Raw genomic sequence first — 15628 nt, 5'->3', positions numbered from 1 at the left:
TAGATATGAAACAGTTACGATATTATATAGCATTGGCATTGGTAGCCGGTGGATTGACAGTGGCTCAAGCAGAGGCAAACCCATATGGTGTAGTGAGTCCTCCTGATTGGGAATATCAAGCGCTTATGACCTTGGTGAAACATGGAGCGATTACGGATACTAAGGGAGTAGATTTAGGGTCACGAGCATTCACTAGAAAAGAATTGATACCTATGATGGCAGATGTGGTGGCACGCCGTGAAACCATGAATGAAAGTGATCGCATGTTGGCATTGCGATTGTATAATGAAAACCGTCGTTCTATTATGAATTATGAAATTGAACAAGAAGAAGCAAAATCAGATAAAGCACAAATGAATAGTGCTGATGAGGGAACACCAATCGCAGTGGAACCAGCTTTGACAAAAGAAGAAATCCAAAAGAAAATGGAGTCCTTCCAAATTGATGCATCTGCCTTGCCAAATCATGGGTTAGTACAAGTGCGTACTTTTCAACAAGGAACATCTCAGCGAAGCCATTTAGAATTAGTAGTGCCTTCGGCGAAGGCACAAGGAAACGTAGCCTTACAGCCTATTGATGGAGAAGTGCAAGAGGCTATAGCTGGGGGTCAATGGGATGCGTCTAAAAAGGAACAACGACCGCTTATGAAAGTGGCAAAACAAGAGTGGGTACTATTGCAAAAAGCAGAACGCAAACAGGAACGGTTAGACACACAAGCCCAACGCCAATTAGCGAAAGCTCAACGAAAACAAGAGGCATTGGCAAAGAAAGAGCAGCAACATTTGGCAAAGGCGGAACGAGCTAAGTTACAAGCAGAACAAAAATTGGCGAAACAGCAGGCAAAAGAGCAAGCTCGATTAGCAAAGCAACAGGCTAACAAGGAAGCTCAGCTAGCAAAACAGCAAGCTAAGGAGCAAGAAAGATTGGCAAAACAAGAGCAAAAAGAACGAGAGAGACTAGCGAAAAAAGCTAAGAAATAAGGGAAAGATATTTGCTATTATCGAAAAAGTTCGGTATACTAAAGAATAGCAATCCATTTGGTGTACTTTCATCATGAACCGGAGGAACTATGATTATACGAGAAGAGAAAAAGCGTGAATTTTATACGGTCACAGCTCTCGTGCGAGAAGCCTATATCAGTGCAGATCGCAGTACAGGACGAGAATATAAACTAGTGGAAGCCTTGCGTGAGTCTGATGCGTATATTCCTAAGTTATCTTTGGTGTCGATCATCGACAATGCCATTGCAGGGTATGGTATGTTCCTGCGTGGTAAAGTAGGCGATCAAGATGTGCTCATTTTGGGCTTACTGGCGGTGGCGCAGTCTATGCGTGGACACGGCGTAGGGGGAGCTCTTGTCTTAGAGGGCCAACGATTGGCTCGTAAGATGGGATATTCCTACTTGTTCGTGTACGGTAGTAATGTGTACTACCCACGGTTGGGCTATGATTTTGCACATAACTTTGGTGTAGAACCACCAGAAGGGTTGGACCGGGAGCACATGATGTGTATCAAGCTTGATGCCCAAGCAGCACCTTTAGAAGCTGGCACATTGGAATACCCGGAGCTTTTCAAAACCCTAGAAATGTTCTAGGTAGCTACGAGTTATGTCGTAGTAGGTATTAGATAGACAGTTCGAGATCCTCCTGTCTGTAAACAAAACTAAGGAGTTATAATGAAACAATTTAACAACACACAACGATTGACGATTTCTGCCATTTCCATCGCTATGTATTTGGCGCTTATGATCGGTACGCAAGGCTTTGCCTTCGGTCAGTATCAAGTGCGTATTGCTACAGCGCTCTATGGATTGTCAGCTATCTTTCCATTCACCATTCCAGCCTTTAGTATTGCCAACTTTGTAAGTAATACAGTGATGGGTGGTTTTGGTTTAGTGGATTCTATCGGTGGAGCTATCGTAGGTTTATTGACAACAGGTCTAATCGTCCTTGCGAAGCGTCAAGGGTTAGGTAATTGGGTGTTGATTCCTATCATTACCTTTGTACCAGGATTGATTGTACCAATTTGGTTGACCTATTTCTTGCCAGTTCCATACTGGGTATTAGTGAGCTCCCTCGTAGTAGGTCAGTTCGTGTGTGGTGTGGTGAGCTACTTCTTGATCAATGCGTTGGAGAAAGTAGTCTATAAAAATAAGGAGGTTTTAGTTCGTGAGTAGTGGTCGTAATGCAGCAGAATTACAAGGTGTTCATGCTTTAGGTAGCCATACGGACTATCCTACAGATTATGCACCACAGGTGCTAGAAGCATTTCCTAATAAACATCCAGGGAATGACTATTTTGTGAAATTCAATTGTCCAGAGTTTACGAGTCTTTGTCCAATGACGGGGCAACCGGACTTTGCAACGATTTATATTTCCTATGTGCCAGATGAAAAATTGGTGGAAAGTAAATCTTTAAAATTATATTTATTTAGTTTCCGCAACCATGGAGACTTTCACGAAGATTGTATCAATATTATCATGAAAGATTTAGTGGCATTGATGGAGCCTAAATATATTGAAGTGTGGGGCGAATTTACACCACGTGGGGGCTTGTCCATTGATCCGTACGCCAATTATGGCAAACCGGGCACCGATTGGGAAGCTACAGCGAAGGAGCGCTTGCACTTTCATGATATGCAACCAAAACGGGTAGCGTACCGTTAATTACATATATACTATTGCCAGGTCAATCGGTTGAGGGACCTGGCAATTTTACTAAGTGCCCTAGACATGATAGGATAGAGATAGATACAACATGTTGAAAGGAAAAGGAGTTGGACATGCAACCACAGTTATATATTGGCGGAGCTGGTACGGGAAAGACTACGGCTTGTTTCGCAGAGATAGAACGAATTTTACAAGACCATCCAGACCACCAGATTATCGTCCTTGTGCCAGATCCTGCGACGTATATGATGGAACGCAAACTAGCAGAGTTTCGTCAGGAAAAAGGGTTCACTACGGTGCGTGTGGTGGGCATGACACGGCTAGCCTATCAAGTGTATCAATCCTTAGGGAAAGTGAAAGAAGAGGGCCTGTCGGAAATTGGCAAAAAACTAGTCCTTCGTGTATTGTTAAAGCAATCAGCCGGAGAGTTGGACTTGTTTAAACAGGCAGCGAAACAACCTCATTTTGGAGATGTCATACAAGGTCTTTTGACGGAGTGTAAAGCCTTTGGTGTAACGCCAGAGGACTTGTCGGGGGCTGTGAAACATGTAGATTCCATGGTGTTGGGCAGGAAATTACAAGAATTATCCTTGCTATTAGAACGCTACGATGCAGCCTTGGAAGAGCTAGGTGTCCAAGATTCTATGGAAACATTGATCGACCTATTGCCACAGTCTCCACTCATGAAGCATTGCCATGTCTTTGTAGACGGATTCCATTGGTTTACACCTTTACAGTATCGATTGATTCAACGCCTGTTTTCCCTCAGTGAGTCTTGTCATATGACAATCAGTTTGCCATCCTTGGAGGAAGAGGTGCACAGTCGCAAGGGATCTATGTATTTCCGGGTGTGGGAGACCTACCGAGATATGATGACTTGGTATCCAGAGGCAGTGGTGCATGACATGAACACCGTCTATCGTGGGACGCCCGTGTTACAGCAGTTAAATACACAGTTTTTCAGGACTCCTATGAAAGCAAACACCACGAAAGATTCATTGACTATGGTGAATGCCTACAATCGAGAACGGGAAGCTGATGCGGTATGTCGTAAGATTTTAGCATATCGTCAAGAAGAGGAACATCGCTGGAAAGACTGTACCATTATATTGAGGGACATGGAGTCTTATGGTGATGTACTGGAAAAAGCTTGCATGAATTATGGCATTCCTTTCTTCTCAGATCAACGGAAGATGATGACTAGCCATCCTTTGGCGGAGTTCTTGCAAGGTATCTTCCATGTGCATCGTACCTTCTTTGACCATGATGCGGTGTTCCGCTTACTGAAAACGGATTTTGCGCCTTTCACACGGGAAGAAGTAGACCGATTAGAAAACTATTGTTTAGAATATGGCATTCAAGGGGCGGCGTGGTTACGAGATGTGTGGACCTATGGTGGTGAGGACGATGAAGAGCGACGAGCTGTGATGCAAGACTTACATATGCGCGTCCTGGAATATTTGCGTCCAATCTATGATTTCTGTAAACTGTCACATACGGGACAGGAATGGAGTGAGTTCCTATTCCAAATCATGCAAGATTGGCACATTCCAGAGCAATTGAAATATTGGTATGACGAAGCAGAAGACCGTGGGGATGTACAAGAAAGTGCCAGCCATGTACAGATCTATAAACATGCTATTCAATTGCTAGAGGAATGTGCAGCTGTGACGGGCACAGAGGAGTTGAACGCAGAGGAGATGGGTCTTATCATCGAGGAAGGACTCAGTGAAGTGACCTACTCTTTGGTGCCGCCATCGTTGGACCATGTGACGATTACCACCATCGACCGTAGCTATATGACAGATGCGAAGGAAGTCTATGTGCTAGGCCTCAATGAGGGCGTATTTCCTCGTAAAATGGGGGACGAAGGCATTCTGCGTGACCAAGAGCGGACGGCGTTGGCTAAGGTAGGTGTGCAACTAGCGGCGGGTGCCTTAGGGCAAATGTTCAATGAAAATTTCTTATTCTATTTAGCCTGCACTCGTGCTAGCCAAGGACTGCATCTGTCCTATGTCACATCCGATGAAGAAGGGTCTAAAATGGAACCATCTTTGGTAGTGCGCCGTTTACAGCAATATGGGTATGTGAAAACTATCGAAGAAGCACCACTATCTATGCCAGGGGGACGAGAACAGGACTATCTGTGGCGACCATCCCAGAGCTTAGGCCTTTTTTCCAGTCGTATGAGTGCTCTCATGAAAGGAGATCCTATCGCCTCTACTTGGTGGAGTCTTTATAACTGGAGCATAGAAATGGGCTACAGAGGTGAGGTGTTCTTTGCCACACGAGGTATGTTTGACTCGAATACGGTGCCACGCATTGAGCAGTCCATTGTACGAGGGTTATTGTTACGCAGTGATGCTTTAACGGGATCCGTCACACGATTAGAACGATACCATCGTTGTCCATACAGTTTCTATGCTCAATATGCATTACGCTTAGCCCCACGGAAGGTGAAATCCTTTGGAGCTCCTGAAATCGGGACCTTCCTTCACGATACGTTGCGCTATTTAGGGGAATATCTATTAGAACAGGGTCGACAATGGCGTGATTTAACAGAGGAAGAACAAGAATCTTTATGCCGTGAAGCGGCCGATGCGGTGATGGGTACAGAAGAGCGAGATGCGTACGAAGCGCAACTGTATACTCGATTAACATCTACCTTATCAGCTACGGTAGCACGTCTCGTAGATTGGTCTAAGAAAAGCGAGTTTTCCACTACAGAAATAGAGCAAAGTTTTGGCATGGGCACATCTAACTGGCGTCCAGTGCGCATCCCATTGGGCAAAAACTATGGCGAAAGTATCGTACTGCGCGGTCAAATAGACCGTGTCGATGAATATCGAGGACCTCTTGGTCATTATGCGGCAGTGATTGACTATAAATCAGGGGGCACTACGGTGCGAGCTGATGAAATTTACTATGGCTTGAAATTACAATTAATGACCTATCTATTGGCATTGGAAAAGAATACACAAGATAGAATTGGCACAGCGGCTGCCCTCTATACCTATGTACGGAATCCGCAAGTGAAATTATCTGAAGTAGTGAATCACAGACGGGCAGAGGAAGAAAAATCTACTATCCAAGAGTTGAAAAATAGTGGATACTTTGTAGACGGTGACGTCTTACAATCCTTAGATGTGACGAGGGCGTATCAAAGCAATTCTCCATATGTACCGATTGTCCTGAAAAAGGACGGCACTCCAGATAGTCGCACATCCAAAAGTTTGAAGACGATGGAACAATTTGGCCTTATGAAGGAATACACAAAACAAATTATTTCCAACAGTGGTACACAGATGATGGATGGAGAGTTTCCTATTAGTCCGTACCAAAAGGATAAGCGACGGCCATGTGAATATTGTGAGTTCCAAGCCTTATGTCGCTTTGATGGAACGCGCAATAGATATCGCTATATTAAGACCATGACCGAAGAGGAAGCATTGGAGAAGATGGAAGCATTACAAACAGGAGGGGCTACCTATGAAATGGACTGATGCGCAACAGAGTGCTATTGATGCACCTAGACCAGGGCAGTTACCATCCCAAACTATTTTGGTGTCCGCTGCGGCGGGATCTGGTAAAACGGCAGTCCTCGTAGAGCGTATGATACAACGCCTGAAACGGCGAGAGCTAAGTATTCAGGAACTGATGGTGGTGACTTTCACAAAGGCGGCAGCAGCGGAGATGAAAGCTCGTATCGGGATGAAACTAGCGGAAGAGTTTCAAGCCACAGGGGATGCTTATTTAGAAGAACAATTGAATATGTTGCTGTCCGCCCATATTTCTACTTTGCACTCCTTTTGCCAATGGGTGATCCGCAGTTATTTTTATAAACTGGATATAGATCCGTCTTTTACTATCGGCAATGAAGGAGAATTAGCGCTTATGCGCTACGATGTGCTAGATGCCATTTTGTTAGAAGCCTACGAACAAGGTTTATATAATATTTACGATGTGAGCGATATGTTTAGCACGGAACGATCAGACCAGATCTTGCGGGAGACGGTCTTTCAAATATACAACTTTGCCTTGGCTCAAAGTCAGCCTATGCGTTGGTTAGATCAGGTGTGTCATACCTATGAAAGTGCTTTACACCAAACCTTGTTAGAAACTACTTGGGGCACATTATTTTGGAAAGAACAACAACGACAAATTGAGTATCTTCTAGAGCGCTATGAAGAGGCACAGCGATTGGCGACGTTAGGTAATGGGTTCGATAAATGGATGGAGAAGGTCAGCGAATTGCAAACGCTGTTACAAGCTATGCAAAAAGCAGACACCTGGGATGCTATGCATGTGGGTGTAGTGGGGATTGGGGGATTTAGTTTCCCCGTACTCCGTGCCACTAAGGCTATGAATGAAAGCGATCCAGCTATCCTGAGTGAAATCAAAGCCATTTTGGCAGAAGGAAAAGAGATATTGCAAGCCATGCCGAAAGGTGTCTTTGCTATTACGGAAGCAGATTGGCGAGAGCAAATGGAGTACTTAGTGCCGTTGGCACGAGGTATTATGGGGCTGGTGAAACGATTCCATGAGGATTTTCAGCAGGCAAAACAAGAAGCGGGTATGATCGATTTCTCCGACTTGGAACATCTATGCTTAGCCTTATTAGTAGACCCAGAATTTACAGAAGAACTCAAGCCATCTGAGGTGGCACTGGAGTTACAGGATACATTCAAAGAAGTGATGGTCGATGAATACCAAGACACGAATGGCGTCCAAGAGGCTATCGTGAATTTAGTATCTCGTGGAGACAATCGTTTCTATGTGGGCGATGTGAAACAGTCGATTTATGGATTCCGTATGGCAGATCCGCAGCTATTTATGGAAAAGTACCATCGGTTTGACCACCATGTGAACGGTGTGGAACGGCGTATCGATTTGTCCCAAAACTTCCGTTCCCATGAAGCAATTCTAAATGTAACGAACTTTATATTTTCCCAAATTATGACCGATGAAGGGGCAGGGCTTACCTATGGTGAGGCAGAAGCTCTCCACACAGGTCGCATCGTAGAAGAGGCGCCACCAGAATGGGTAGGTGGTGATGTAGAAGTGCACGTTCTTTGCTGTGATGAAGACAAGGCACAGACAGACCCGGAAGACGGAGAAGACCTAGAGAACGATGAAAAAGAAATGCTCTTTGTGATCCGTAAAATCCAAGAGTTAAAGAACAATGGCGCCATGGTGCAAGATAAAGACGGCACCTTCCGGCTCATGGAATGGCGAGACATTGTACTCTTGAAGCGATCTATCTCTGGGTCAGCGAGCCGAATGATCGACCTACTACGGCGAGAGGGCATCCCTGCCTATGCAGAGGAGAAATCCGGCTATTTCAGTGCCATGGAAGTGCAGTTTGTGCTGTCCTTGTTGCAAATCATCGATAATCCGGAGCAGGACTTGCCTATGGCCATCGTTTTGCAATCGCCTCTTATCGGGATGGATGCCAACGATTTAGGGCGTCTTCGTCTGTCTGTAGGGGAGAACAGCTTGTGGAGCGGATTGCGCCCATTTGTAGAAGCATCTCAGAATGCAGGGTGGATTCGTCTTGTGGACTCCATGGATACATGGCGGACCATGTCTCGCCGTCAAGGCATTACGGACTTAATTTGGCACATCTACGACACCTTGCATGTGGTAGAATACGTGAGCGCCATGCCAAATGGCTTGGTGCGCCGTGGCAATGTGCTGGCCTTGTATGAGCGAGCGAAACAATATGAAAGTGGCAATTACCGTGGCTTATTCCGATTCTTACGCTTTATTGAAAGCTTACAGGCATCCGGAGAAGATTTGAGCGTTGCCAAAACAGTGAGCGAAGCGGACAACGTGGTGCGCATTATGACCATCCACAAAAGTAAGGGCTTAGAGTTTCCTGTAGTATTTCTCATGGGCACTCAAAAGGGCTTTAATAAAATGGATTTGAACCGCTCATTGCTATTGCACAAGGAATATGGAGTGGGTTTGAAAGGGTATTTCCCAGACTTGCGTGTGATGTATAATTCCTTACCTTGGATTTTTGTACGCCAAGCTTTGGAAGAAAATTTGAAAGCTGAAGAGGAGCGTATTCTTTATGTAGCATTAACTCGGCCTAAAGATAAGCTGTATATCACAGGCTATATGAAGGGATCTATCAATGGCTCCACGGATCGACCAGCGACGAAGAAAATGGGTGAATGGGTGGTGCCTGTCTTACAGTGGGGTGAAAGTGCTTTCACGAAAGAGCAGATTCTAGGATGTAATTCCTATTTAGATTGGATATTGCGAAGTTTAGCTCGCCACGTAGCAGGTGGCATGCAGTTGCGCCAATTTGCGGAGGTAGAAAGCCCGCAATTCCCAGATATACCGTACAAAGATTGTCCTGTGTCCTTTCACATTCATGATGGAAATGATTACAGTGTTTCACAGGAAACACCGTCCGTAGAAGTAGATATTCTAGAACAAGTACGTGCCCAATTACCGGTGGAAGCGCCACCATTGGACCCTGTCGTGATAGATCGGCTAACTTCTGTCTATCCTTATGAAAGTTCCATAGAGCGAGCGGGGAAAATCTCTGTATCTGAAATTAAACGGCGCTTTGTGGAGCTGGAAGAATTGGCAAAACAGATGATTGAGCCGGACTATCGAACAGAGCAACATAACAGCAATATAGAAGGAGAATCTGGGACACCAGATAGGTCTGAACTACTCGTAGTAGACTCTAGTAAGGACTTAGATAGTTCCGTAGAAGATATGTTAATAGGCGATAGTATACCGGATGCATGCACTGATGATACTGAGCTAACTGGCGAGCAGGGCATGGAAAACGGTACTGAGAAAGCCAAAGAAAAGGGTGCAGAGGATATATCAGAAGAAGCCTCTGTAGACCTAGGGCCCTTCGACGTATCCTTATCTTCCATGAATGAGTCCACACCGATTTGCAGTGGCGCTCGTTGGGGTACCCTCATGCATGAGGTGATGCAGTGGTTGCCGTTGCAATCATATACACGACCATCTTTGCGACAAGCCTTGGATTCGCTAGCATTACAAGGATACTTGACTGATGAGGAACGGAAGGCGATTAGTGAAAAACGGATTTGTGATTTCTTTCAGTCTGATCTAGGGCAACGATTGCTAACAGCACAGCGAGTGGAACGAGAGTTGCCATTTAGTATGCTATTTCCGGCGAACCGTGTGTACCCAGAGATGCTAGACGGGGAAGATCTGTTCCTACAAGGTATCATCGATACAGCATTCCTAGAAGAGGGATCTTGGGTGCTAGTTGACTATAAAACAGACCATCTTGATGAAAAGGCTCTAGTAGAGCGCTATCGCATTCAGCTGATGCTGTATAAAGAAGCCTTAGAGCGATTGACACCATACCCTGTGAAAGAGGTATACATCTATTCCTTCCGACTAGAAAGAGCGATTCCAGTATAGTAGATAATTTAAAAAGATAATAACTCAATATATACAACAGAGGAAGGTTGATACCATGGTATCAACCTTCCTCTATGTTTTATATCTAATATAATGCGTTGTAGCGGGAGCCTTTACTGTCCCTTTCAAGAAATATTACAGAATCATATAATATATCGTCGAAACAGAAAAAGGGCCCCGAAGGACCCTTTTCGTAGGAGTTTATTCGTTTTCATGACCTTTGTGCCACCAAGTAATACCTTTTTGAGTTGGTAAAATAGCGCGGTCGAAGATTGGATCTTCAATACCTTTAGATTTTTGATTCATGTAATCTTTGAGTGCAATGGTTACTAATTTGCCTAAACGCAAGATAGAGGTAATATTGCAAAGCACTAAGAATGCCATAAACAAGTCAGCTAAGTTCCAAACAAGATTTAATTCAGCAATACAACCAACATAGACCATGATGATAACAAGAGCACGGAATAGGTTAATAGCGAATTTGTTATTTTTTGTCATGTGCGCAATATTCACTTCGCCGTAGAAATAGTTGCCGATAATGGAACTGTAGGCAAACATGAATACAAATAATGCGATGACTGCAGGAGCCCAAGAGCCTAATTGGTGTCCAATACTGTGTTGAACAAGGGCAATACCTGTTAGATCTGTGTGCACATATTCGCCAGATACAAGAACGATGAATGCAGAGGCAGTACATACAAACATGGTATCAACGAATACCCCAAGGGACATGATTAAACCTTGTTTTACAGGGTGGTTTACATCAGCAGAAGCAGATGCATTTGGTACAGAACCTTCGCCGGCCTCGTTGGAGAACAAGCCGCGTTTGATACCTTGCATTACAGCAGCACCGATGAAGCCGCCTGTCGCAGAATCAATAGTAAAAGCCTGTGTAAAGATAGCGGAAATCACAGTTGGTAATACAGAAATATTAGAGATGACAATGTATAAGGCAATTAAGAAATATAAACCAGCCATAAAAGGCACTAAAAATTCAGCTGTTTGAGCGATACGTTTTGCACCACCGAAAATAACAAGAGCAGATAAAGCTGCTACGATAAGACCTGTTGTAGAGGCGTCGATATTCCATGGTTGCACAGCGATAGCAATGGTATTTGCTTGTACAGAGTTGTAGATTAAGCCGTATGTAACGCTGATTAAGATGGCAAATAAAATAGATAAGAACGGACTGTTCAAACCATGGCGAATGTAATAGGATGGACCGCCACGGAAGGAGCCATCAGGTAAGCGCTCTTTGTAGATTTGTCCCAATGTGTTTTCGATGAAGCTAGTAGCTGCGCCAAGTAGCGCGATAAACCACATCCAGAATACAGCCCCTGGACCACCTAAGGCAATAGCGATAGCGATACCAGCGATGTTACCAACACCCACGTGAGAGGCCACGCTAATACAGAATGCTTGGAATGGAGAAATGTGATGGTCACCTTTACTTTTTTCTCCTGCACCAGATTTTAAAATACGGAACATTTCTGGTAGTTGTCGTAATTGTACGAATCGTGTGGTTGCTGTAAACCAAACACCGGCAATGATGAGGAGAGCGATGATGATGTTATTCCAGAGGAATCCGTTTACATCGCCCAAGAGTTGAATGATTTGTTCTTGCATAAGGACATCCTTTCTTTTATATGGACATAGCATATTTTCTATAGTATATCATAGGAAGATAGGGAAATGATAGAAAGTTATAGGAATAGGAGAAAAATTGTAAAAAAATATCTATTCATACGGAGGAAAAGGTGTTACAATGAATCGATAAAAGAATGAAGTCGCTTAACTACATCCGAACCCATTCCGTACGGACTAGTTAGGCTAGCGGTTTTGATGACACGGATACTTGAAATGAACTCAAGTGATGTTTGGAAAGGGGATTGATACATGAAAACCACCGCTAAAAAAATGTCTGTATTCCAACTGACATCCATTGTGGCAGCCAATATGTTGGGTGCTGGAATTATTATGCTACCGTCTCAATTAGCACAGGTAGGCACCATTTCTATCCTATCTTGGATAATCACTGTACTAGGCTCCTTAACCTTAGCCTATATTTTTGCCCAATGTGGCTTATTTACGAAAAAGTCTGGTGGTCTAGGAGGCTATGTAGAATATGCCTTTGGTAGGACAGGACATTTTATGGCCAATTATTCTTATGCAGTATCTCTGGTGATTGCCAATGTAGCCATAGCTATATCTATCGTAGGGTATGGAGCTGTATTGTTTGATGTGCCGCTTTCACCATTAGAAGTAAGTTTAGCAACAATAGGATTGCTCATGGTGGCAGCTCTAGTCAATGTGCGTGGTAACAAGAGCACAGGACGGATTAGCAATATTACGATTTGGGGCACCATGTTGCCGGTCTTATTTATTGGCGTGTTTGGTTGGTTTTGGTTCGATCCAGAGATGTTTGTGTCTGTTTGGAATCCGCAAGAACTACCCGTATTTGATGCGGTCAGTCAGTCCATTTCCCTTACATTGTGGGGGTTTTTAGGCTTTGAATCGGCAGCAGCAAACGCAGATGCTGTGGAAAATCCTAAGAAAAATGTACCGATTGCGACATTTTTTGGCACTTTAGCCGTAGCTGTGGTATATATTGTATCGACAAATATTATGGCAGGGATCATTCCTAACATTGAGTTAGTGAACTCCACTGCTCCATTTGGCCTTGTTTTTGCCTATATGTTTGATGGTACAGCAGGTAAAATCGTAATGGCGCTTATGGCAGTATCCTGCTTTGGGGCCATTATGGGGTGGCAATTTACTTTGAGCCGTGTTTTTAAAAGCTGTGCAGAAGCAGGTTTCTTTCCTAAAGTATTTGCCCGGGTTAATCGCGTAGATTCTCCTGTACGGGGTATTTTTATTTTGTTGGCATTACAAGCTATTTTGGCTTTGATGACCACTGATGAAAGTTTAAATGAACAATTTGCACAACTTGTTAACCTAGCAGTTGTGACAAATGTATTTCCATATATTCTTTGTTGCGTGGCGGTGAACAAGATGCTATCTGTTGAAGGGGCTAGCGTCGGATTACGTCGTCTAATCTATGTGATGAGCGCCGTAGCTATTGCCTATGATAGTTATGCTATTTATGCATGTGGAGCAATTCCTGTACAAGGTGGGGCTTCCGTCATTTTATTTGGCTATGTAGCATACCAGGCAGCATTCCATTGGCGGCCTCGTCTAGTGAAAGCTATTGGTAAAAGCTCTGCTTATTAATAGCAACATACATAGTTTAAAAATGAAGATTTCATGAACTTTGATTTTCTTCATTTTTTCTTCATGAAGATTATTTACAATTGCACATATGATTAATTGTTACAGTATTAAATCTAAAACATTTAATACTGTAATTTTTAATTTAGGAATTATAAACAATTTTATTGATTATTTTATCGTGAAAAAGTAAAGGAAAAGAACATGTTAAATCAACAGAAAAACAACAAACATTAAAAGCGGCAGTGTTGAGCGCTGTTATGGTTATGAGTGCTATTGGAATGAATGTAGCTGATGCTGCAGTGAATACGCCAGGTACAGGTGATGATAAAGGCATTGCGTATGGTGTTGGTGCCAATGCAAAAGGAATTCAGGCAATTGCTCTTGGTGTAAATGCCCAAAGTACAACTAATAATACAATTGCTATCGGTGAAAATGCCTATGCAGGGGACAAAGAGGGAGATGGTTCTGGTCAATCTGCCATCGCTATTGGTCGTGAAGCAAAAGCGTTAAAAAACCGAGGCGTAGCTATTGGTGATAGCTCTTCTGCAGACTGGTATGGTACAGCATTAGGTTCTCGCTCTGTAGCTGCGGCGAATAGCGTAGCTATCGGCGGTGGTAGCAATGGTTCTCACGCAGAAGCAAGTTTGAAAAACTCTGTAGCTTTAGGTACTTTTGCTAAAACAAAAGAAGGTGTTAACACAACGGAAGCTTCTGTTGAATCCAATGGAACAACATTAAAATTAACTGATTTTGCAGGTACTGTTACTAATGATGCTGGCAATAAAGTAAGTTATGTAGTTTCTGTTGGTGATGAAGGTAAAGAACGTCAAATTCAAAACGTAGCAGCAGGTCAAGTGACAGCTACATCTACAGATGCTGTTAATGGTAGCCAATTACATTCTGTAGCAGCAGCAGTGGCAAATATGGCTGGTTCTGTAAAAGACATCATTGGTGGTGATGCAACAGTAGATGAAACTGGTAAAATTACTGCTACTGATATTGGTGGAACAGGAAAAGCTACTCTTCATGAAGCTATTGAATCTGTAAAAAATACAGCCGATTCCTTGAAAACAGTATTAGGTGGCGAAACTGAAGTAGATAAAGATGGAGCTGTTACTGTTAAAGATCTTGGTGGTACAGGTAAAACAAATGTTAATGATGCCTTAAAAGCTGTAAAAACAGAAGTAAAAGCAGGTACCAATGTGACTGTTGCAGAATCAAAAGGTGCTAATGGTCAACCTGTATACACAGTAGCAGTAAAAGATGATCTTACATTAAATAGTGTAACAATAGGTACTACCAAAGTAGATGGAAGTGGAATCGCTGTTGACGGTAAGCAATTTGTCACAAAAGATGGAATCAATGCAAATAATACAAAGGTTACTAATGTAGCTAATGGAGACGTATCTGCAAATTCTAAAGATGCTATCAATGGTAGCCAATTGCATTCTGTAGCAACTACAGTGGCAAATGTAGCTGATTCTGTAAAAAATACAGCAGACTCTTTAAAAGCAGTATTAGGTAAAGATGCTGTTGTTGTTGGTGAAAATGGCTCTGTTACTGTAAAAGATCTTGGTGGTACAGGTAAAACAAATATTAATGATGCTTTAAAAGCTGTGAAAACAGAAGTAGGAAACATTGAATCTACTATTAATAAAAATTTAGAAGATATCAATACTAATATTACAAATGTCAATAACAAAGTTGATAACATTAACCAAAATATGGGTTCCATGGAAAGTCGTTTGAATTCTCGTATGGATAAAGCAGTAGCTGGTTCTGCAGCGTTAGCAGCATTACATCCATTAGAGTTTGATGGTAATGATACATGGAGTATCGCAGCTGGTTATGGTAACTACCATAGCGGTAATGCATTAGCTTTAGGTGCATTCTATCGTCCAAATGAAGATACTATGGTTAGCCTTGGCGGTACTGTAGGAAATGGTGAAAAATTATTTAATGTAGGGGTAAGCTTAAAAGTTGGTCAACGTGGACATATTCCTATGACTAAAGTAGCAATGGCAAAAGAAATTGATACATTAAAAGCTCAATTAGAAGCTCAAGATCAAAAAATTGCTATGCTTATGAATGCTATGGCTGCAAAATAATTAAATACATTTAAATAGTAAAAAAGAAAGTTGATATAAATTTATCGACTTTCTTTTTTTGTGAAAATTAATGTTGTATTTTGTTTTCTGATGAATCATAGAAAACCCTATATTCAAGGCTTTTGTGCCTTTGCGAAATGAATATTTTAAAACTTGATTTTAAATATCTAGTTATGCTATATTTGAAAAGCAATATAC

At 42.7% G+C, this 15628-nt stretch carries 9 protein-coding genes; 8 read left to right on the top strand and 1 reads right to left on the bottom strand.

From position 1 onward, the window contains the following. The first annotated feature begins 5 nt into the window (after positions 1 to 5). The 6 genes from EO119_RS06840 (at position 6) to addA (ending at position 10091) form a co-directional block, all read left to right on the top strand. Positions 6 to 980 carry a hypothetical protein gene (locus EO119_RS06840; RefSeq protein ID WP_126941149.1) on the top strand — a complete coding sequence of 325 codons (975 nt, stop codon included), beginning with the start codon at positions 6 to 8 and terminating at the stop codon, positions 978 to 980. Positions 981 to 1069: 89 nt separating this feature from the next. Next, entirely contained in the window at positions 1070 to 1594 is a 525-nt protein-coding gene (locus tag EO119_RS06835; protein ID WP_062401206.1) for a GNAT family N-acetyltransferase, read from the top strand. An 81-nt stretch (positions 1595 to 1675) separates the two neighbouring features. Continuing rightward, on the top strand, positions 1676 to 2176 hold the full coding sequence (locus EO119_RS06830; RefSeq protein ID WP_062401208.1) for a QueT transporter family protein: 501 nt from the start codon (positions 1676 to 1678) through the stop codon (positions 2174 to 2176). Further along, positions 2169 to 2666 (top strand): preQ(1) synthase, encoded by a 498-nt coding sequence (gene queF / locus EO119_RS06825; protein WP_009353151.1) that lies wholly within the window; start codon positions 2169 to 2171, stop codon positions 2664 to 2666. Before EO119_RS06830 ends, queF begins: the two co-directional genes overlap by 8 nt. Before the next feature lie 116 nt (positions 2667 to 2782). Then, positions 2783 to 6172, top strand: a complete 3390-nt coding sequence (locus EO119_RS06820) for a PD-(D/E)XK nuclease family protein (protein WP_126941147.1) — start codon at positions 2783 to 2785, stop codon at positions 6170 to 6172. Then, complete coding sequence (addA, locus tag EO119_RS06815) at positions 6159 to 10091, top strand: helicase-exonuclease AddAB subunit AddA (protein WP_126941145.1); 3933 nt, start codon at positions 6159 to 6161, stop codon at positions 10089 to 10091. The genes EO119_RS06820 and addA overlap by 14 nt, the downstream gene beginning before the upstream one ends. Positions 10092 to 10292: 201 nt before the next feature. Here the strand turns inward: addA and EO119_RS06810 are convergent, their stop codons facing one another. Beyond that, positions 10293 to 11717: a sodium:alanine symporter family protein gene (locus EO119_RS06810; protein ID WP_009353165.1), complete on the bottom strand. Its 1425-nt coding sequence runs from the start codon at positions 11715 to 11717 to the stop codon at positions 10293 to 10295. A 270-nt stretch (positions 11718 to 11987) separates the two neighbouring features. Between EO119_RS06810 and potE the strand changes: the two genes are divergently transcribed. Then, positions 11988 to 13322, top strand: coding sequence for a putrescine-ornithine antiporter (gene potE, locus EO119_RS06805; RefSeq protein WP_009353207.1), 1335 nt, complete (start codon positions 11988 to 11990; stop codon positions 13320 to 13322). A gap of 245 nt (positions 13323 to 13567) precedes the next feature. Further along, complete coding sequence (locus EO119_RS06800; RefSeq protein ID WP_126941143.1) at positions 13568 to 15430, top strand: YadA-like family protein; 1863 nt, start codon at positions 13568 to 13570, stop codon at positions 15428 to 15430. The last annotated feature ends 198 nt before the right edge of the window (positions 15431 to 15628 follow it).

Source organism: Veillonella sp. CNR 79/14, from assembly GCF_003992185.1.
GTDB lineage: Bacteria > Bacillota > Negativicutes > Veillonellales > Veillonellaceae > F0422.
The sequence above is the reverse complement of the archived record's forward strand: the minus strand, read 5'-3'. Positions and strand labels throughout refer to the sequence as shown.